Origin of the sequence: Aquabacterium sp., assembly GCF_029946005.1 — a bacterium.
GTDB lineage: Bacteria > Pseudomonadota > Gammaproteobacteria > Burkholderiales > Burkholderiaceae_C > Aquabacterium.
Genome location: NZ_JAQSDR010000040.1, coordinates 70,253 through 89,816, shown reverse-complemented (window position 1 = coordinate 89,816; position 19,564 = coordinate 70,253). Strand labels below are relative to the sequence as shown.

The window sequence follows — 19,564 nt, the reverse complement described above, 5'->3', positions numbered from 1 at the left end:
TGCCTTTATGGCACTGACGGTTCCGGTATGCGCCTGTAAGTAATTGATTTTAAATACTTTATCCTGCCTTTTGCCCTGGCACGGAATGTGTGTTGAAAGGAGCATGACCCCTGATGAACGACGCCTGGTGCGCCACCTTGCCACTGCTGTGCTGATCAAGCTCGTGGTGCTGGCGCTGCTGTGGTGGATTTTCGTTCGTGACGCCCGCGTGAGCGCGGACACCGACAGTGTGGCGGCGCAACTCGGCGGTCAAGCCATTTCTCAAGGAGTTCCCAAGTGATATCAGAACAACTGGTCGACCTCTCGCGGCTGCAGTTTGCCGCGACCGCCATGTACCACTTTCTATTCGTGCCCTTGACCATCGGCATGGTCTGGCTGCTGGTGATCATGGAGAGCGTCTATGTCATGACCGGCAAGGTGGTCTGGAAGGACATGACCCGGTTCTGGGGCAAGCTTTTCGGGATCAACTTTGCGCTGGGCGTGACCACCGGCATCACGCTTGAATTCCAATTCGGCACCAACTGGGCTTATTACTCTCACTATGTGGGCGACATCTTTGGTGCCCCCCTGGCCATTGAGGGGCTGATGGCCTTCTTCCTGGAGTCGACTTTCATCGGGCTGTTCTTCTTTGGGTGGGATCGCCTTAGCCGCACACAGCATTTGATGGTGACTCTGCTCATGGCGGTGGGCACCAACCTGTCGGCCTTGTGGATCCTGATCGCCAACGGATGGATGCAAAACCCGGTCGGGGCCGAGTTCAGCTACCAGACCATGCGCATGGAAATGGTTGATTTTTGGGCCGTGGTCTTCAACCCGGTCGCGCAGGCGAAGTTCGTGCACACGGTCTCTGCGGGCTATGTGACCGGGGCCATGTTCGTGCTGTCCATCTCCAGTTGGTACCTGCTCAAGGGGCGCGACATCGAGTTCGCCAAGCGCAGCTTCCGTGTGGCCTCGGCCTTTGGCCTGGCCTCGGTGCTGAGTGTGATCGTGCTGGGAGACGAGTCGGGCTACACCGTGGGTGAGGCCCAGCAAACCAAGATGGCCGCGCTGGAGGCCATGTGGGAAACCAAGCCAGCGCCTGCACCGTTGACCTTGGTAGCCAGCATCAACGAGAGCGCTCAGAAGAACGACTGGGAGATCGAGGTGCCTTGGCTCATGGGCCTGATTGGCACGCGCTCCATCAGCAAAGAGATCCCTGGTATCCATGACATCAAAGCCAAGAACCGAGAGCGCATCATCCGTGGCATCGTGGCTGTCAATGCCTTGGAGACCTTGCGCAAGCACCGCGACGACACCTTGGCGCGCGACACCCTGGCGCGATACCAGGCCGACCTTGGCTTTGGCCTGCTGCTTAAAAAGTATGTGGTCGATGTGAACCAGGCCACGCCGGAGATGATCCAGAAGGCCGTGGACAGCACCGTGCCCCGCGTGACCCCGATGTTCTGGGCCTTTCGCGCCATGGTGGGCTTGGGCTTTGCCATGCTGGTCCTGTTTGCCCTGGCCTTTTGGAGCACGCTCAAGTCGGCTTGGGCCAAGAAGCCCTGGTTGCTCAAGGCGGCCCTTTGGATGCTGCCGACACCCTGGTTGGCCTGCGAGTTGGGCTGGTTCGTGGCCGAGTATGGCCGCCAACCCTGGACGATCTACGGTGTCTTGCCCACCCACCTGAGCGTGTCCACCCTCAGCGTCAACAGCCTGTATGGCTCATTGGCAGGCTTCGTCGGTTTCTACACCGTCTTGCTGGTGGTCGAGATGTACCTGATGGTCAAGTTCGCACGCATGGGGCCTGGCAGTTTGGGTACAGGGCGGTATGAGCACGAAGCCGCGCCCACCACGGCACACGCCTGAGTCAGCAACACAAGGAGATCATCATGTTGGACTACCCAACCCTCAAAATCATCTGGTGGCTGCTGGTGGGCGTGTTGCTCATCGGCTTTGCCATCATGGACGGCCACGACATGGGCGTGGGCACCTTGCTGCCCTTCGTGGGCAAGAGCGACCTGGAGCGTCGCGTGGTCATCAACACCGTCGGCCCCCATTGGGATGGCAACCAAGTCTGGTTCATCACCGGGGGCGGTGCGATCTTTGCGGCATGGCCACTGGTTTATGCCACGGCTTTCAGTGGCTTCTACTGGGCCATGCTGGCGGTATTGTGGGCGCTGTTTTTTCGGCCGGTGGGCTTTGATTACCGCAGCAAGGTCCACAACGCCACTTGGCGCAGCACCTGGGACTGGGGGCTGTTCGTGGGTGGGGCGGTGCCGCCACTGATCTTTGGCGTGGCGTTTGGCAACCTGCTGCAAGGCGTGCCCTTCAGCTTCGACGACTACATGGTGTCGACCTACACCGGCAGCTTCTGGCAACTGCTCAACCCCTTCGCCTTGCTCACTGGTGTGGTCAGCACTGCCATGATCACCATGCACGGAGGTGCCTACTTGGCGCACCGCACCGAGGGTGTCATTCAGTCACGCGCCATCAAGGGGGCGGTGGGCGCGGCCCTCATCATGGCGCTGGCTTTTGTTGGGGCAGGGGTGTGGCTTCAGGGCATCGATGGTTACAAGATCACCTCGGCCATCGACATGAACGCCTTGCCTGATCCACTGAACAAAACCGTGGTGCGGGAAGCCGGTGCCTGGATGGCCAACTATGCGCGTGAACCGCTCATGTGGGCTTTGCCTGCACTTGGGGTGGTGGGGGCCTTGCTGGCAGCCGGGCTCTTGCTGGCCCGTCGCACTCTGAGTGCTTTTGTCGCTTCGGCTTTGGCCATCGTGGGGGTGATCGGCACGGCTGGCGCCAGCATGTTCCCTTTCATCATGCCCTCCAGCAGCACGCCCAACGCCAGCCTGACGGTGTGGGACAGCGTGTCCAGCCACCTCACGCTGGGCATCATGTTCTGGGCCACCTTGATCTTCATGCCACTGATCCTGGTCTACACCTCCTGGGCTTACCGCGTGATGCGTGGCAAGGTCACGGTCGCGCAGATCCAGGCCAACGAACACACGGCTTACTGAGCCAAAGGAGTAAAACCATGTGGTATTTCGCTTGGATTTTGGGCGTCGGCTTTGCCGTGTTGCTGGCCATCCTCAACGCCATGTGGGGTGAAAGCGAAGAGGCGAGGGCGAACAGCCTCCGAGATCAGCAATGAAAAAATCAGCGCACGCCATGATGGTCAAGCCCACTCGCACGCCAACGCCCACGCACTTGCCCAGCTTGCTGGTGGGCCTGACCATCATGCTGGTGGGCACGGTGTATCCGCCCTTGATGGTCAATGCGGCAGGCCATGCCGACCATGGCCTGGCCATGGCCCTGTTCATGGCCATGGCGGCAGGCTTCGTTCGCGGGATCGGATTTGTGCCACGCCACGTGCTGTGGCGGGTGCTGTTTTCTGGCTGGGCCTGTGCGGCGGCTTTGCTTGCCGCAGCGTGCCTAAAGTGCTTGCATTGAAGCCAGTCGATCAGTGCCGATGCTCAAGCGTCACCTGACCTTGCACGACGAGATGCCGAAGGGCAAATAAGCCGGGCACCATCCGATCAGCCCTGTGGCCAGGGGCACCACGCCAATCCAGCCCCACATGCCGACGGTGCCGGTGGCCGCCAGCGCGATGAGTGCCAAGCCCGCGCCGATGCGGACCATGCGGTCGATGCTGCCAACATTTGATTTCATGATGATGTCCTTGGTTTGAAAGTGATGCCACAGCCGACTTGGCCGCCGCATGCCTGAAAGAAGGCGCTGGCCCGACCGCCTGATTTGCAAAATGCCACCACGGGGTGGGGCAGGTCGGCGCAGGCTTGGCGGTAGGCCTCAATTTGGTCGGCGCTCAGCATGGGGCTGGGCACGGGGTAGTGCACATAGCGCATCCCGTGGGCTTTGGCAGCGGCTTCAATGTCGGCGCTTCGGGGTTGATCCGGGCCGCCTTCGCCATCGGGTCGGTTGTTGATGATGCTCCGGTAACCCTGTTTGGCAAACACCGCAACGTCGGCGACAGAAATTTGACCGCACACAGTGAACTCGGGGCACAAGGCCGTGGTGGGGACGCTCAATGTCATGTCTTGTTCCTTGCTTTGCGTTGAGGGGGCATGTCGAGCGACGGCGAGGGCTGCGGCAGCGCGGCACCACACAGGCGGCTGTGCAAAACCTGCATCACGGCTTCTGCGTCTTCACTGATCAGCCGGTAATAGATGTGCTTGCCCTGGCGGCGCGTGTCTACCAGGCTTTCAGTGCGCAACACCGTCAGTTGCTGTGAAAGGGTGGGCTGGCGAATGCCCAGGTCCTCTTCCAGTTCGCCGACGCAGAACTCGCCTTGTGCCAGACGGCACAAGAGCACCAGGCGGTCTGCATTGGCCAGCACTTTGAGGAGAGCACAAGCCTTCTCGGCCGAGATCTGCAGTGCAGCAAGGTCAGGTCTGGGCAGCCGTTGGCTTGGCCTGGTCGGGTTAATCACATTCATAATTTAGATTATGTTGACATGTATATTATTTGTCAATAAAGTCATTGCAACGCAGCAAGGTCATCCAGTGACATCAACATGAACGCCACACCAACTCGGGTTCAATCCTTTTTTGACGAAGCCACGAGCACCTTCACACACGTCGTTTTCGATCAACCGAGTGGCCACGGGGCCATCGTGGATCCTGTGCTCAACTTCGATCAGAGCAGCGGCCGGATTTCCCATGGGTCGGCTGATGCCGTGATCGCCTTTGTTCAAGGGCAAAGCCTCACCATTGATTGGATCCTGGAGACGCATGCGCATGCGGATCACCTGTCCTCGGCGCCCTACATTCAGTCGCGGGTGGGTGGACGCATCGCCATTGGCCGTGCCATCCAGCGTGTGCAGAAGGTGTTCAAGTCCTTGTTCAACCTCGAGGTGGAATTCACCACCGATGGGGCGCAGTTTGATCACCTCTTTGACGATGGTGAGACCTTTGCCATCGGTGCCCTGACCGCGACTGCGTGGCATGTGCCAGGGCACACGCCCGCCGACCTGGCCTATTGCATCGGTGACGCAGTGTTCGTGGGCGACACGCTTTTCCCGCCTGATGTGGGCACCGCCCGCTGTGATTTCCCGGGGGGTGATGCCCACGAGTTGTACCGGTCGGTGCAGCGACTCCTGGCACTGCCTGGCGAGACGCGGCTGTTCATGTGCCATGACTACCCGCCGGTGGACCGCCCCACGCAGGTCATGAGCACTGTGGCATTGCAACGAGCCCACAACATCCACATCCGTGATGGCGTGACCGAGGCTGAATTCGTGGCGCTTCGCCAGGCCAAGGATGCCACCCTGGCCATGCCCAAACTGATCTTGCCGTCCATCCAGGTCAACGTGCGCGCGGGGCACTTGCCGCCGCCTGAGGCCAATGGCACGACTTACCTCAAGCTCCCCCTCAACGCACTCTGAGGCGACCATGTTTGACCGCCAAGTCTCCGTGACACTGACGCAGCAGCAGCGCCTCGCGAAATTCAAACGGAGCCCAGAGCCTTTGAGTGGCCAAGTCGAGGCCATGGTGGGGCGCATGCGGGTTTTTTCGATGAGTTCGCCACTTGCTCAAAGAAACCGACAGACGTTGCAGCCCAGGGCAAGCGCTGCAATAATCAAGGCTGAATGACCAAGTTGCTCAAGATCCTCCTCGTCTGGCTTTGCGTTCTGTCGCTCCCTGTTCAGGGCATGGCGGCGGTGACGAGGCTGTCTTGTGGGTCGGCGCATCATCACCCCGTGAGTGCAGCGCACGACATGCATGAGCATCACGCCCAGCACGATGGCAGTGGCGATCACGCCGCGCCCCAGCACCAACCCAGTGCCGACAAGTGCAGTGTCTGTGCCTCTTGTTGCTCGGGCCTGGGCATGGTGGCCACTTTCGCCCAGTGGCTGGCGCCCTCTCACGAGCATGCCGTCTTAGTGGCCACCTTCAGGCCTCTGTTGCCCTCTTTTCAGCCAGACGGGCTGGATCGACCGCCCAGATTTGTCCTCGCTTGACCGCCTGACGCCGTGCACGGCGCCTGTTAAGGCGTTCGCTCGGCTGCTTCAAGTCTTGTTTTGCGAGGTTTCCCATGTTGATTTCATCCCAGGCGTCTGCCTGGTCGGTGGTGGCCGCCCTGTTGGGTGCGGCCATGATGCTGAGCGCGCCGGTTCAAGCCGAGCCCGTCGCGGCTGATCCCACCGACCCCCAAGCCACCGTGCCCCCCGTGGTCTACCAGTCACCCTTGGCCGGGGTTCGCCCACTGAGCGACCCTGCGGTGAGTGATTGGCGCCAGGCCCATCAAACGGTTCTGAGCCGAGGCGGGTGGCGCGGATACGCGCGAGAAGCCGCCATGCCGCCCGAGCGCGCCGCGTCTTCACCGCCTGGGGCTTCGCCCAAACCCGACCCGCACGCCGGGCATTCACATTCAAACAAGTGAGGCAGCCATGACGATGTTCATGACAAGCAAGCGCCTGGCTGGGACGGTGCTGGCAGCGTCTGCCCTGGTGCTGGGAGGCTGCGCCAGCTTCTCCGCCGATGGCGGGTTTGGCGAAGTTCAGCAAATCACCAAAAGTCGCATCGGTCTGGATGCCGCTTGGCACAAGACCGATGCTGAGGCCAGCGCCGCGCGGCAGCGCGTGGCGGAACTCCTGGCCAAGCCTTTGTCGGTTGATGACGCGGTTCAGGTGGCATTGCTCAACAACCGGGGCTTGCAGGCCTCGTACGCTGAGCTGGGCATCTCTGAAGCTGACCTTGTCCAGGCTTCTCGGCTGCCCAATCCGCGGCTTTCTTTCGGACGCTCTAAACGGGGTGCCGAGACCGAGATCGACCGTGGTTTCCATTTCGACCTGACTCGCTTGCTCTTGGCCCCGTTGGTGTCGGGGATCGAGACGCGGCGTTTTGAACAAACCCGCGGCCTGGCGGCGCAAGAGACGCTTTCGTTGGCGTCTCAAACACGCAAGGCCTGGTTCATGGCCGTGGCCGCTGACGAGTCTTTGCGCTACATGCAAGAGGTGCTCAAGGCCGCCGATGCGGGCGAAGAGTTGGCCGCCCGGATGGTCCAGGCTGGCAACTGGAGCCGCCTTGACCATGCCCGCGAGCAAGGTTTTTGCGCCGATGCCGCGCTCAACGTGGCCAAAGCCACGCAAGCCCGATTGGCGGCGCGTGAACGCCTGACCCGTTTGATGGGCCTGTGGGGCGATCAAACCAAGTTTTCGCTGCCGCCTCGCCTGCCCGAGTTGCCCAAGTCGGCAGATGAATTCCCCGACATCGAGCGGCAAGCCATGGGCCAAAGGCTGGACCTTCAAGCCTTGCGGTCCCAGACCCAAGGCTTGGCCAAAAACTTGGGCTTGAGCAAAGTGACCCGGGTGGTCAATGTGCTGGAGGTGGGGGCCACCCGCAACTCCTTCAACGATGCGCCCACCACCGAGCGTGGCTATGACATCAGCCTGGAGATCCCGCTGTTCGATTGGGGCGGCGCCCGTGTGGCCAAGTCCGAGGCCATCTACATGCAGTCGGTCAACCAATTGGCCCAAGCTGCGGTTGAGGCGCGCTCCGAAGTGCGCGAGGCCTACCTGGGCTACCGCAGCAGCCATGACCTGGTCCGCCACTACCGAGACGAGGTCGTGCCACTGCGAAAGCGCATCTCGGAAGAGAACCAGCTTCGCTACAACGGCATGTTCATCAGTGTGTTCGACCTGTTGGCCGATGCCCGCGAGCAGATCACGGCGGTCAATGGTTACATCGACGCTTTGCGAGATTTCTGGCTGGCTCAAAGCGACCTGCAAATGGCTTTGATTGGCAAGCCTGTCCATCCTTGATTTGGAGACACTCATGAGTTCCAGAAGAAGTTTTCTTCAAGCCCTGGGCTTGACTGGTGGGGCGGTGGCAGCCGCCACCGTCAGCCGGGTGGCCATGGCGGCCTTGCCCGAGCCGGTCATCCAAACCTCGCCCGACACCATGGCGCCGCTGCTGCCATCCACTGGCCGCCCCTACAACCCCGTGGTCACGCTCAACGGTTGGACCTTGCCCTGGCGGATGAACCAGGGCGTGAAAGAGTTTCACCTCGTGGCCGAGCCCGTGGTGCGCGAAATGGCGCCAGGCATGAAGGCCCACTTGTGGGGCTACAACGGCCAGTCGCCCGGCCCCACGATCGAGGTGGTGGAAGGCGACAAGGTGCGCATCTTTGTCACCAACAAGCTGCCTGAACACACAACCATGCACTGGCATGGCCAGCGCCTGCCCAATGGCATGGATGGCGTCGGCGGCTTGACCCAGCCCGCCATCAAGCCTGGCAAGACCTTTGTCTACGAGTTTGTGGCCCGGCGCCCGGGCACCTTCATGTACCACCCCCATGCCGACGAGATGACGCAGATGGCCATGGGCATGATGGGTTTCTGGGTCACCCACCCCAAAGGCAAGCATCCCTTGATCGACGAAGTGCAGCGCGACTATTGCTTCCTGCTGAACTCGTACGACATTGAGCCGGGGAGCTACACCCCCAAGATCATGACCATGCTGGATCAGAACCTGTGGAGCTGGAACAGCCGAGTCTTCCCTGGCATTGACCCGCTGGTGGCGCGCCAGCACGACAAGGTGCGCATCCGCATTGGCAACCTGACCATGACCAACCACCCCATTCACCTGCATGGGCACGAGTTCATGATCACCGGCACCGATGGCGGCCCCACGCCCAAGTCCACGCGCTGGCACGAGGTGACCACGGATGTGGCCGTGGGCCAGATGCGGCAACTGGAGTTCGTGGCCGATGAAGAGGGCGACTGGGCTTTCCATTGCCACAAGAGCCACCACACCATGAATGCCATGGGTCATGACATCCCCACGATGATCGGAGTTGACCACCAGGATGTGTCGCGTCGCATCACCCAGTTGATTCCAGACTACATGGTGATGGGCGAGCGGGGCATGGCCGACATGGCTGAAATGGAGATGCCTTTGCCTGACAACACCGTGCCCATGATGACGGGGCAGGGGCCACACGGTTCGGTCGAAATGGGGGGGATGTTCTCGATGGTCAAGGTGCGCAAGGACCAGAAAGCGGGTGACTACAAGGACCCGGGCTGGTTCAAGCCCCCAGCCGGTTCGGTGGCCTACGAATGGACTGGTCCGCTGGCACAGCCTGCCCGCCAGGTCGACAAGGCTGCGCCCGCCCAGCTTGAAATGTCAGTTCGCAAACCCACTGGCCACACAGGTCACTGAAAAGGAGCCTTCATGAAACTGCAACAGCTTGCCTCGGCCCTGATCATGGCCCTGGCCTTTGGCGCCAACCTGGCCATGGCAGACCCAGTCATGTCCGAGGGCGTGATCCGCAAGATCGACAAGTCAATCAAGAAAATCACGATCAAACATGGCGAGATCAAAAACCTGGACATGCCCGGCATGACCATGGTGTTTCAGGTCAAGGACGAGGCCTTGCTGAACAAGGTCAAGCCCGGTGACGCTGTGAAGTTCCATGTCGAGAAACAGGATGGCGCCCTGGTGGTCACCGAGATCAAGCCCGCCCCCTGAGCTTGGCCTGGAGGGCTGTTGGGGTCATTCGACAGGGTAGCCCGCCTCCGCCAAGGCATCGACGATGGCCTGCCGCTCTTGTGAGGTCTCGACGGTGACCCGGTGTTGAGCCAGGTCAACCTGCACTTTCGCCTGGTCGTCCAACGATTGAACGGCCTCGGTCACGGCCTTCACGCAATGGCCGCAGGACACGGCTGGAACTTGGAATTCAAACATGAGGGATCCTCGGAATGGGTTGATCAGGCACAAACTGTCAGGCTTACCATGATGGTAAGGTCAACTGTAGGGGATTGATCACCAGCTTGTTGACCTTCCCATTGTGGGAAGCTGCAGACTTGGTCCATGGATGATTTGAAGAAAGACCGTGCCATGAATGCGACCCCGATTGCCGCAGCCTCCGCCACGCCATTGCAGGAGTGGACGATGGCGATTGAAGGCATGACTTGCGCCTCCTGTGTCGGGCGTGTCGAAAAAGCTTTGAGCAAGGTGCCTGGTGTGATGTCGGCCCAGGTCAATCTGGCCACTGAAATGGCCACGGTCCAGGCCAATGAAGGCGATGTGAACCTGCCGACCTTGGTGGCCGCGGTCGAAAAAGCAGGCTACACCGCTCACCCTGTCGACTTGGCGGGCGAGCCGGAAGTTGCCGCCGCGCGGCCATGGGCGCCCGATTGGTGGCCCATTGCTGTCGCCGCAGCGCTGTCAGCGCCCTTGGTGTTGCCAATGATCGGGATGCTGGTGGGCGAGCACTGGATGCTGAACGGTTGGCTGCAACTGGCCTTGGCCACACCCGTTCAGTTCTGGTTGGGTGCGCGCTTCTACATCGCGGGCTGGAAAGCCTTGCGGGCAGGTTCGGGCAACATGGATTTGCTGGTGGCCTTGGGCACTTCGGCAGGCTACGGTTTGAGTCTGTACATGCTGTTGCGCCATGGCGGGCACGACATGCCCCACTTGTACTTTGAGGCTTCGGCCGTGGTGATCACCTTGGTCATGCTGGGCAAGTGGCTGGAGGCGCGTGCCAAACACCAGACCACCGAAGCCATCCGGGCGCTCAACGCCTTGCGTCCAGAGACGGCTCGCGTGCGCCGCGATGGGCAAGACCTTGAACTCCCCGTGGCTCGGGTTCGGGTGAACGATGTCGTGGTCATCCGCCCCGGCGAGCGCGTGCCTGTGGATGGTGAGGTGACCGAAGGCAGCAGCGAGGTCGACGAGTCGCTGATCACCGGTGAAAGCCTGCCGGTGGCCAAGCACGAGGGTGACCTGGTCACCGGAGGTTCGGTCAACGGGCAGGGCTTGCTGCTGGTGCGCACCGTGGCGGTGGGCGCGGAGTCCACGCTGGCCCGCATCGTCCGTCTGGTCGAGTCTGCGCAGGCCAAGAAGGCCCCCATCCAGCGCCTGGTAGACCAGGTCAGTGCGGTCTTCGTGCCCGTGGTGATCGGCATTGCCTTCATCACATTGATGGCCTGGGGTTTGGGTGCGGGCCAGTGGGAAAACGCGATCTTGAACGCCGTGGCCGTACTGGTCATCGCCTGCCCCTGCGCCTTGGGCTTGGCCACGCCCACGGCCATCATGGCCGGTACCGGCGTGGCGGCACGCCATGGCATCCTCATCAAAGATGCCGAGGCTTTGGAGGTGGCGCACGCGGTCAAGCTGGTCGCCTTTGACAAGACAGGTACCCTCACGGAAGGCAAGCCTCGATTGGTGGCATTTGAGGCGGCCAATGGCAGCCCGGCCGAACTCCTGGCCGACAGCGCGGCCATCCAGGCGGGCAGCGAGCACCCGTTGGCCCACGCTGTGCTGCAAGCTGCGCAAGACGAGGGGCTGCCATTGGTCGCTGCGCAAGACGTCAGGGCGCTGGCCGGTCGAGGAGTGGCCGCCCAGGTGAGCGGGCGCGACTTGAGGTTGGGCAGCACCCGGCTGATGCAAGAACTGGGCGTTGAGCTTCGCATGCTGCAAGCGCGGGCCGAGCAGTTGCAAGAGCAAGGGCGGACGGTGTCCTGGGTCGCCGATGTCACCAACCCGGACCAGCCACTGCTGCGGGGCCTGCTGGCCTTTGGCGACACGGTCAAGGCCTCGGCCGCACGAGCGATTTCGCGCCTGCACGAGCATGGCGTGCGCACGGTGATGCTCAGCGGTGATAACCGGGGCAGTGCCCAGGCCGTGGGCCGGCAACTGGGTATTGACGAGATCCGCGCCGAAGTCTTGCCTGAAGACAAGGCGTCCATCGTGGGCGAACTGAAGGCTTCTGGCCTGCGTGTGGCCATGGTCGGCGATGGCATCAACGATGCCCCGGCCCTTGCTGCTGCTGACGTGGGCATTGCCATGTCCACCGGCACCGACGTGGCCATGCACGCCGCAGGCATCACCCTGATGCGGGGCGACCCGGCCTTGGTGTTCGATGCCATCGACATCTCTCGGCGCACTTACGCCAAGATCCGCCAGAACCTGTTCTGGGCGTTTGTCTACAACCTGGTGGGCATCCCGCTGGCCGCGATGGGCCTGCTCAACCCCGTGATCGCCGGTGCGGCCATGGCCTTCAGCAGCGTGAGCGTGGTCACCAACGCCCTGATGCTGCGCCGTTGGACAGGCAGCTCGACATGACTGCGGAACCCATGAACATCGGCCAGGCTGCCGCGCAGTCGGGTGTCTCGGCCAAGATGGTGAGGTACTACGAATCCCTGGGCTTGTTGCCCAAGGTGGCGAGAACGCAAGCCGGGTACCGACAATATGGCGAGCGCGAGGTGCACACCTTGCGCTTCATCAAGCACTCGCGGCAACTGGGGTTTGGCATGCCCGAAGTGGCCGAACTGCTGAAGCTCTGGCAAAACCGCAAGCGCTCCAGCGCCGATGTCAAACGCATTGCCCTGGCCCATGTGGCCGACCTGGACCGGCGCATGCGCGAGATGGCCGAGATGAAACACACCCTGGAGCGCCTGGCACAGTGCTGCCAGGGTGACAGTCGGCCCGACTGCCCCATCCTGGACGAATTGGCCGACTAGCGCAGCCAGGTGATGGCCAGGCCAAGGACGGCGCACAGGCCCAGCAAGGTCATGACGCCCAGTTTGAAGCGGAACAAGGCCGCCGCGGCGCCCAACGCGATCAAGGCCGACACCCCATCGAAGCGCCCACTCAGGCCAAGCGGCCACAGCACGTGGTACGCAAAGAACATCGCCAGGTTCAGGATCACCCCGACCACGGCTGCCGTGATCGCCGTCAACGGTGCGGTGAACTTCAGCTGGCCATGGGTCGATTCGATCAAAGGCCCGCCCGCCAGGATGAAGATGAAAGAGGGCAGGAAGGTGAAGAAGGTCACCACGGTCGCGGCCACCGCGCCAGCCAGCATCAGGGCATCGGGCCCGAACACCTGCTGCGTCCAGGCACCCACAAATCCGACAAAGGCCACCACCATGATCAGCGGTCCGGGCGTGGTCTCGCCGAGGGCCAGCCCGTCAATCATCTGAGGGCCCGTCAGCCAGTGGTAGTGCTCCACCGCGCCTTGGTAAACATAAGGCAGCACCGCATAGGCGCCGCCAAAGGTCAGCAGGGCGGCCTTGGTGAAGAACCAGCCCATTTGCGTGAGCGTGCCGTTCATGCCATGGGTGAGTAACAGCCATGCCATGGCGCCAGCCCACAAACCCAAGCCAATGATCAGCACTTTGACCAGGTGGCTTTTGGCGAATCGCGCATGCCCAGGAGTCGGCGTGTCGTCATCAATCAGCGCGGGCCCATAGGCTTGCTGAATCGTGCCATGACCACCGCCCACCACAAAAATCTGCGGTGCCATCCGGCCTCCCACATGCCCGATGAACGCGGCGATCAGCACAATCAAGGGGAAGGGTGCTTCCAGCGCAAAGATGGCCACGAAGGAGGCCACCGCAATGCCCCACAGCCAGCCGTTCTTCAATGCACGCGTGCCGATGCGGTGCGCCGCGTGAACGACCAGGGCGGTCACCGCGGGTTTGATGCCGTAGAAGATGCCCGCCACCACCGGCACCTGCCCGAACGCCACATAAACCCATGACAAGACGCCCAGGATGAACAGCGAAGGCAGCACGAACAAAGCGCCAGCCACGATGCCCCCCCAGGTGCGGTGCATCAGCCAGCCGATGTAGGTCGCCAGTTGCTGGGCCTCCGGGCCGGGCAACACCATGCAGTAGTTCAGCGCGTGCAGGAAACGTTTCTCGCTGATCCAGCGGCGGCGCTCGACCAGCTCGGTGTGCATGATCGCGATCTGCCCGGCGGGCCCGCCAAAGCTGATGAAGCCCAGCTTGAGCCAGAAACGAAAAGCTTCCCAGAAGGTGACGGGCGCAGGGCGTGTGGTGGTCGCGGTGTTGTGAGCGTCGGGCATGCTGAAGTCTAGACGTGCATCGTGCTCAGGCGAAGTTCGGTGACAGCGCAATGTCAAGACCACGAATCCATCAACCGTTGTGTTTTCTGGTGGCGTCTGTCAATTGAATGGGGGTTGATATACCATCAGCCGGCCTCACGGGTGCTCGGAGGACTGCGGTGCCTTGAGCCCACGCAGCCTTGCGAAATCACCATTTCAAAAGGGATTGTTGCCGTGCGTTTTGCGTCTTTGAATTTGAAAGTCCTGGCCGCTGCGGCCATCTTGCTGGCCACCGGCGGGGCCTGGGCTCAGTCCGTCACGCCATCTGCTGCTGCCTCGTCCACAGCGCCTCTGCGCGAATTGGGCAAGCCTGAAGAAGACATGGCCCTGGACGTGAGCGCCTATCAGGTCGATGGGCTGCCTGAGGCTTCAGCTGCGAGGCTGGCAGCCATCACCGCTCCTTTCACCGGCAAGGGGCGTGGTTATGAAGACCTGGTGAACGCCACGGCGGCCGTGACCTTGTACATGCAGCGCGAACTGGGCTACTACGTTGGCTTTGCCTACCTGCCGGAACAGCAAGCCAAAGATAGCGTCGTGCACATCGCGGTGCTCGAAGGACGCCTTGACCAAGTGCAACTGAACTGGCCTGACACTGCCATGCCAGTGCGCCGCGACGTGCTTGAAAGCTACCTTGCCGCCTTGAAATCAGGCGAGGTCATTCGCGTGAAAGACGTTGAGCGGGTCGTTTTTCTGCTCAACGATCTGCAAGGTGTCCGCTCGCGCTTCGAGATTGGCGAAGGTCGCGATCCTGGCACCGCTTCGCTGATCGTGACGCCCACCGCCGAAGCCCGCGTCAGCGGCCGCGCCGAGCTGGACTCTTTGGGGTCACGCTACACCGGCATGGGTCGCGTCAGTGGCGGGGTGACCGTGGCCAGTCCCACCGGGCGTGGTGATGCCGTGTCGGTCAATGCCCTGAGTTCTCTCAGTGGAGGCCTGGCGTTTGCCGGCGTGAGCTACGTGTCGCCGGTCGGTGCGAATGGCTTGAAGTTGGGCGCGGCCCTGTCGACAGTGCGCTACGAGCTGGACAAGGAATATGTTTCCTCGGACCTGACCGGCACCGTCGTCGCGACCAGCGGCTTTGCCCTGTACCCGGTGGTGCGTTCGCGCAACCTCAACGTGTTCAGCTTGCTGAGCTATGAAAACAAGCGATTTGACGACCAGGAAGATGGTGTGTCTTCCCGCAAGACCAGTGACGACGTGCAGCTGGGCGTGGTCGGGGACTTCCGCGACAACTGGCTGAATGGCGGGGTCAACACGTACGAGCTCAGCTGGCTGCAAGGCCGAATGAAGTTCGATGTGGCCGACACCACGACCGCTGGCCTGAAAACCAATTTTGGCAAGGCCAGTCTGGGCTATTCACGCCTGCAAAACCTGGTGAGCGGCCGTTTGCAACTCTATGCACGCTACAAAGGCCAGATTGCCGGGACCACCTTGGACGCCACCGAACGCTTCGCGGTGGGCGGGCCCACGGGCGTTCGTGCTTTTGCGCCTGGCGAAGCTGCGGGTGATACTGCCCATGTGGTGACCACCGAATTGCGCTTTTTGCCGCCCGAGGCCTGGTTTGGTCGCTTTGCGCATGAATTGGCATTCAGCACTTTCTACGATTGGGGCCATGCCAAACTGGCGCGCAACTCAGAGTCGGCCTCGACCAGCCGCAACCTCAGTGGTTATGGCTTGGGCATGATCTGGGCGCGGCCCAGTGATTTCGCGTTACGCCTGAACTTGGCGTGGCGTGCCACTGGTGAGCCGCTGGCCGACAACAATACCCACCAGCCGCGCGCCAATGCCGTGCTGACCAAGAACTTCTGAGCTTGAAAGCTTGAGGCAATCCATATGACCAATCGATCAGCATTCTCTTGCACCCCACATCACCTGGTTCGGGCTGCTTTGGCGGTGTGGTGTGCCACTTTGTGTTCCACGATCTGGGCGCAGGCGTCGTCTCCCACTGAAGGGCAGTTTCCAGTCGAAACGAGGTCGCAAGCTGCGACCCCTCCTGGAGTGGCTGCCAAGAATTCGGCGGTGACGACCCTTGATCAAAGTCAAGGCACGCCAGCGACGCGGTCCTTGAAGCAGGGCGATGCGCTGAGCATTCGCGGCGGTCTGATCACTCATGTTGGATCGGGTCAACCCGTGTCCGAAGGTAGCCGCATGTTGCGTTTGCCTGGAAAATGCACGCCCAAGACCAACAGTTTGGATTGCGTGGCCGAAGCGGGGCAGGCACCGACAGGCGCCAATGTTTCATCCAGAGTGCGCAACAGCGTGATCGGCGAGGTTGGGGCGGGGCGCGCCGCCACTGAAGGCAGTGGCACCGTCAAACACAAGGACACCTGCACACCGGCGCCCGGCAAGCTGACATGCGACTAACAAGAGTCACCGCTTGATACAAGAACCCCGCCTTGAAGGCGGGGTTCTTGTTGGTGCGGGGCGTCAGTGCGGCAAGCTGTGCCCAGGCCCTCCAGACAATTCCCTGAAGTGCATGTCACTCAGGGCATCGGGTTGAGCCTGTTCCGCCGTGACGGCATCAACGGGCTGAATGTTTTGCGCAAGCATGCCTTTGGGGCCGGCTATCAGTTCGTATTGAACTTTCGAGCCCTGCTTGAGCGTGCGGAAACCATCCATCTGGATGGCTGAAAAGTGGGCGAAAACATCTCCGCCCCCTTGATCGGGCTCAATGAAGCCAAACCCTTTGGCGTCGTTGAACCACTTGACAGTGCCTATAGCCATACTGTCCCTCCTGTTAGTTTGTTGTCATTTTCTAGTCCGAATCCACAGGTGTCAAGCACCCAGGTTCCGGCTGGGTTTCTTGCCTTGACAGTCGATCGATTTTGTATTGTGAAATTTGCTTGAAATTTGGCGCTTAGCCTCAAGCTATCAGCAACGTCGGCATGTCCGACCAATCCACGGTGCTTTGAAAAGTCGTGAAAGCTGGGTGAATTTCCCCCCTTGAACTCAGGTGGGTTACCGCAACATGTGAAGACACAAAGCAATGGCGTCTCGTAGAATGAATTCATGACTGAACCGTTAAAGCCGCACGCATCCGAACCGCCCATTGGGCCTGGGGAGGGTGGAGAGGGGCTGGCCATTGCCGAAAAAGAAACTGTCAGCCTGGAGCCGCCAAAGCTTTACAGGGTAGTGATGCTCAACGATGACTTCACCCCCATGGAATTCGTGATCATCGTCTTGCAGGAATATTTCAGTCACGACATCGAGACAGCGACGCAAATCATGCTCAAAATCCACCACGAAGGTCGTGGTGTGTGCGGGGTCTATACCAAAGACGTCGCGGCCACGAAGGTCGAACTCGTTCTTGCCGCCGCCCGCAGAGCCGGGCACCCCCTGCAGTGCATTCTGGAGACCGCATGATTGCGCAAGAGTTGGAAGTGAGTCTGCACATGGCCTTTGTCGAGGCCCGTCAGCAACGCCACGAGTTCATCACCGTCGAGCACCTGTTGCTCGCCCTGATCGACAACCCCTCCGCTTCCGAGGTGTTGAAAGCTTGTGCGGCCAACCTGGAAGAGTTGCGCAAGAACCTTGATCAGTTCGTGCGTGACAACACCCCCACCGTGGGCGGTACCGACGAGGTCGATACGCAACCCACCCTGGGCTTTCAGCGTGTCATTCAACGCGCCATCATGCATGTGCAATCCTCGGGCAGCGGCAAGAAGGAGGTGACTGGCGCGAACGTGCTGGTGGCGATCTTCGGCGAGAAGGACTCTCACGCGGTGTACTACCTGCACCAGCAGGGCGTGACACGCCTGGACGTGGTGAACTACATTGCCCACGGCATCCGCAAGGCCGATCCTCCTGAGCCCATCAAGTCTTCTTCAGAGTCCAGCCCCGCTGAGACCGAGAAGGAAGAGGGCGGCGAGCCCAAGGCTTCGCCCCTGGAGCAGTACACCCAGAACATCAACGTCCTGGCCCGTGAAGGCAAGATCGATCCTTTGATTGGTCGCGATCATGAGGTTGAGCGCGTCATTCAGATCCTCTGCCGCCGTCGCAAGAACAACCCGCTGCTGGTGGGTGAAGCTGGCGTAGGCAAGACCGCGATCGCCGAGGGCTTGGCCTGGCGCATCACGCAAAAGGACGTGCCCGATGTGCTGGCCGATGCCGAGGTGTATGCCTTGGACATGGGCGCGCTGTTGGCTGGCACCAAATACCGTGGTGACTTCGAGCAACGCCTCAAGGCCGTGATCAAGCAGCTCAAAGAGCAGCCCAGCGCGATCCTGTTCATCGACGAGATCCACACCCTGATCGGTGCGGGTGCGGCTTCAGGCGGCACGCTGGATGCCAGTAACCTGCTCAAGCCCGCGCTCAGCTCGGGTCAGCTCAAGTGCATCGGCGCCACCACCTTCACGGAATACCGTGGAATCTTCGAGAAAGATGCCGCCTTGTCGCGTCGCTTCCAGAAGGTGGAAGTGGTCGAACCGTCGGTTGAGCAAACCATCGAGATCCTCAAGGGCCTGAAGTCGCGCTTTGAAGAGCACCACAGCGTCAAGTACGCCTTGGGCGCTTTGCAAGCCGCGGCCGAGTTGTCCGCCAAGTTCATCAATGATCGCCACTTGCCTGACAAGGCCATTGACGTGATTGATGAAGCAGGTGCGGCACAACGCATCCTGCCCAAGAGCAAGCAGAAGAAGACCATCACGCGCGCCGAGGTGGAAGACATCGTCGCGAAGATCGCGCGGGTGCCTTCGACCAGCGTGTCCAACGACGACCGCTCCAAGCTCAAGAGCCTGGACCGTGACTTGAAGAGCGTGGTGTTTGGTCAGGATGCTGCCATTGATGCCTTGTCATCAGCGATCAAGATGTCGCGTTCGGGCCTGGGCAAGCCAGACAAGCCAATCGGCTCCTTCCTGTTCAGCGGCCCCACGGGTGTGGGCAAGACCGAAGTGGCCAAGCAATTGGCCTACATCCTGGGCATTGAGTTGATCCGTTTTGACATGTCGGAATACATGGAGCGCCATGCGGTCAGCCGCCTGATCGGTGCGCCTCCCGGCTACGTGGGTTTCGACCAGGGTGGTCTGTTGACTGAAGCCGTGACCAAGAAGCCGCATTGCGTCTTGCTGCTTGATGAAATTGAAAAAGCCCACCCGGACGTTTTCAACATCCTGCTGCAGGTGATGGACCATGGCACGCTGACGGACAACAACGGTCGCAAGGCTGACTTCCGCAACGTGATGATCATCATGACGACCAATGCCGGGGCTGAAACCTTGCAGCGATCGACCATTGGCTTCACCACCCAGCGGCAGGCGGGCGACGAGATGGCGGACATCAAGCGTGTCTTTACGCCTGAGTTCCGCAACCGTCTGGATGCCATCGTGGGCTTCAAGGCGCTGGACGAAGAGATCATCCTGCGGGTGGTCGACAAGTTCCTGCTGCAGCTTGAAAGCCAATTGGCCGAGAAGAAGGTGGAAGTCACCTTCACCGACGCCTTGCGCGCCCACCTTGGCAAGAAGGGCTTCGATCCGCTGATGGGCGCACGTCCGATGCAGCGTTTGATTCAGGACACGATCCGTCGTGCGCTGGCCGACGAGTTGCTGTTCGGTCGCCTGGTGGATGGCGGCCGACTGACGGTGGACGTGGTGGAAGGTGCCGACGGCGAGATGGAAGTCAAGTTGGACATTCAGCCCAACAAGAAAAGCGACAAGCCCAAGGCGGAGGCCGCCACGGCCGAGTGATCTTCGTCTGGCCTGGCCAGATT

Annotated in this window: 22 protein-coding genes and 1 pseudogene; 16 read left to right on the top strand and 7 right to left on the bottom strand. The window is 61.1% G+C overall.

Annotated elements, in window-relative coordinates; all coding sequences use genetic code 11:
- Window positions 1-103 precede the first annotated feature (103 nt).
- Genes cydP through PSV38_RS19810 form a run of 5 tightly spaced genes read left to right on the top strand, consistent with a single transcriptional unit; the run spans window position 104 to window position 3,438 of the window.
- Entirely contained in the window at window positions 104-280 is a 177-nt protein-coding gene (gene cydP, locus PSV38_RS19830) for a cytochrome oxidase putative small subunit CydP (protein ID WP_300550586.1), read from the top strand.
- Complete coding sequence (locus PSV38_RS19825) at window positions 277-1,845, top strand: cytochrome ubiquinol oxidase subunit I (RefSeq protein ID WP_300550584.1); 1,569 nt, start codon at window positions 277-279, stop codon at window positions 1,843-1,845. Before cydP ends, PSV38_RS19825 begins: the two co-directional genes overlap by 4 nt.
- A gap of 23 nt (window positions 1,846-1,868) precedes the next feature.
- Complete coding sequence (gene cydB / locus PSV38_RS19820; RefSeq protein WP_300550582.1) at window positions 1,869-3,005, top strand: cytochrome d ubiquinol oxidase subunit II; 1,137 nt, start codon at window positions 1,869-1,871, stop codon at window positions 3,003-3,005.
- Window positions 3,006-3,022: 17 nt separating this feature from the next.
- Window positions 3,023-3,139: a cytochrome bd-I oxidase subunit CydX gene (cydX, locus tag PSV38_RS19815; protein ID WP_300550580.1), complete on the top strand. Its 117-nt coding sequence runs from the start codon at window positions 3,023-3,025 to the stop codon at window positions 3,137-3,139.
- Entirely contained in the window at window positions 3,136-3,438 is a 303-nt protein-coding gene (locus PSV38_RS19810) for a cyd operon YbgE family protein (protein WP_300550578.1), read from the top strand. The genes cydX and PSV38_RS19810 overlap by 4 nt, the downstream gene beginning before the upstream one ends.
- Before the next feature lie 30 nt (window positions 3,439-3,468).
- On the opposite strand, the gene PSV38_RS19805 is transcribed toward PSV38_RS19810, so the two are convergent.
- The 3 genes from PSV38_RS19805 to PSV38_RS19795 are packed head-to-tail and all read right to left on the bottom strand — an operon-like array spanning window position 3,469 to window position 4,441.
- Complete coding sequence (locus PSV38_RS19805) at window positions 3,469-3,657, bottom strand: DUF2892 domain-containing protein (protein ID WP_300550577.1); 189 nt, start codon at window positions 3,655-3,657, stop codon at window positions 3,469-3,471.
- A complete protein-coding gene (locus PSV38_RS19800) occupies window positions 3,654-4,040 on the bottom strand; it encodes a TIGR01244 family sulfur transferase (RefSeq protein WP_300550575.1) in 387 nt (128 codons plus the stop codon). The genes PSV38_RS19805 and PSV38_RS19800 overlap by 4 nt, the downstream gene beginning before the upstream one ends.
- A complete protein-coding gene (locus PSV38_RS19795; RefSeq protein ID WP_300550573.1) occupies window positions 4,037-4,441 on the bottom strand; it encodes a metalloregulator ArsR/SmtB family transcription factor in 405 nt (134 codons plus the stop codon). The genes PSV38_RS19800 and PSV38_RS19795 overlap by 4 nt, the downstream gene beginning before the upstream one ends.
- 78 nt (window positions 4,442-4,519) lie before the next feature.
- Here PSV38_RS19795 and PSV38_RS19790 point away from each other — a divergent pair, with 78 nt between their 5' ends.
- Window positions 4,520-5,389, top strand: coding sequence for an MBL fold metallo-hydrolase (locus tag PSV38_RS19790; RefSeq protein WP_300550571.1), 870 nt, complete (start codon window positions 4,520-4,522; stop codon window positions 5,387-5,389).
- A gap of 147 nt (window positions 5,390-5,536) precedes the next feature.
- Here PSV38_RS19790 and PSV38_RS19785 read toward each other — a convergent pair whose 3' ends face one another.
- Window positions 5,537-5,764, bottom strand: coding sequence for a hypothetical protein (locus PSV38_RS19785; protein ID WP_300550569.1), 228 nt, complete (start codon window positions 5,762-5,764; stop codon window positions 5,537-5,539).
- Between the two features lie 275 nt (window positions 5,765-6,039).
- Between PSV38_RS19785 and PSV38_RS19780 the strand changes: the two genes are divergently transcribed.
- From PSV38_RS19780 to PSV38_RS19765, 4 genes are read left to right on the top strand one after another with little or no spacing between them, the layout of a single operon-like run.
- Complete coding sequence (locus PSV38_RS19780) at window positions 6,040-6,387, top strand: hypothetical protein (RefSeq protein ID WP_300550568.1); 348 nt, start codon at window positions 6,040-6,042, stop codon at window positions 6,385-6,387.
- 7 nt (window positions 6,388-6,394) lie between these two features.
- Entirely contained in the window at window positions 6,395-7,768 is a 1,374-nt protein-coding gene (locus PSV38_RS19775) for a TolC family protein (protein ID WP_300550566.1), read from the top strand.
- A gap of 13 nt (window positions 7,769-7,781) precedes the next feature.
- Complete coding sequence (locus PSV38_RS19770; protein WP_300550564.1) at window positions 7,782-9,167, top strand: multicopper oxidase domain-containing protein; 1,386 nt, start codon at window positions 7,782-7,784, stop codon at window positions 9,165-9,167.
- Between the two features lie 45 nt (window positions 9,168-9,212).
- Window positions 9,213-9,476 carry a copper-binding protein gene (locus PSV38_RS19765; protein ID WP_300550641.1) on the top strand — a complete coding sequence of 88 codons (264 nt, stop codon included), beginning with the start codon at window positions 9,213-9,215 and terminating at the stop codon, window positions 9,474-9,476.
- A 24-nt stretch (window positions 9,477-9,500) separates the two neighbouring features.
- Here the strand turns inward: PSV38_RS19765 and PSV38_RS19760 are convergent, their stop codons facing one another.
- A complete protein-coding gene (locus PSV38_RS19760; RefSeq protein WP_300550562.1) occupies window positions 9,501-9,692 on the bottom strand; it encodes a heavy-metal-associated domain-containing protein in 192 nt (63 codons plus the stop codon).
- Between the two features lie 153 nt (window positions 9,693-9,845).
- Here PSV38_RS19760 and PSV38_RS19755 point away from each other — a divergent pair, with 153 nt between their 5' ends.
- Window positions 9,846-12,074 (top strand): heavy metal translocating P-type ATPase, encoded by a 2,229-nt coding sequence (locus PSV38_RS19755; protein WP_300550640.1) that lies wholly within the window; start codon window positions 9,846-9,848, stop codon window positions 12,072-12,074.
- The gene (cueR, locus tag PSV38_RS19750) at window positions 12,071-12,472 is read left to right on the top strand and encodes a Cu(I)-responsive transcriptional regulator (protein WP_300550560.1); all 402 of its coding nucleotides are present in this window, start codon (window positions 12,071-12,073) and stop codon (window positions 12,470-12,472) included. The genes PSV38_RS19755 and cueR overlap by 4 nt, the downstream gene beginning before the upstream one ends.
- Here cueR and chrA read toward each other — a convergent pair.
- The gene (gene chrA / locus PSV38_RS19745; RefSeq protein WP_300550558.1) at window positions 12,469-13,821 is read right to left on the bottom strand and encodes a chromate efflux transporter; all 1,353 of its coding nucleotides are present in this window, start codon (window positions 13,819-13,821) and stop codon (window positions 12,469-12,471) included. The genes cueR and chrA overlap by 4 nt on opposite strands.
- Window positions 13,822-14,034: 213 nt before the next feature.
- On the opposite strand from chrA, the gene PSV38_RS19740 reads away from it, so the two are divergent.
- Window positions 14,035-15,669 (top strand): ShlB/FhaC/HecB family hemolysin secretion/activation protein, encoded by a 1,635-nt coding sequence (locus tag PSV38_RS19740; protein WP_300550556.1) that lies wholly within the window; start codon window positions 14,035-14,037, stop codon window positions 15,667-15,669.
- Window positions 15,670-16,008: 339 nt separating this feature from the next.
- On the top strand, window positions 16,009-16,224 hold the full coding sequence (locus tag PSV38_RS19735; RefSeq protein WP_300550554.1) for a hypothetical protein: 216 nt from the start codon (window positions 16,009-16,011) through the stop codon (window positions 16,222-16,224).
- Between the two features lie 165 nt (window positions 16,225-16,389).
- On the opposite strand, the pseudogene PSV38_RS19730 reads toward PSV38_RS19735, so the two are convergent.
- Window positions 16,390-16,584: pseudogene (locus PSV38_RS19730) on the bottom strand (cold-shock protein); the annotation flags it as partial.
- 285 nt (window positions 16,585-16,869) lie between these two features.
- Between PSV38_RS19730 and clpS the strand changes: the two are divergent.
- Window positions 16,870-17,223 (top strand): ATP-dependent Clp protease adapter ClpS, encoded by a 354-nt coding sequence (gene clpS / locus PSV38_RS19725; protein WP_300550551.1) that lies wholly within the window; start codon window positions 16,870-16,872, stop codon window positions 17,221-17,223.
- Entirely contained in the window at window positions 17,220-19,541 is a 2,322-nt protein-coding gene (clpA, locus tag PSV38_RS19720) for an ATP-dependent Clp protease ATP-binding subunit ClpA (RefSeq protein ID WP_300550549.1), read from the top strand. Before clpS ends, clpA begins: the two co-directional genes overlap by 4 nt.
- Window positions 19,542-19,564: the final 23 nt, after the last annotated feature.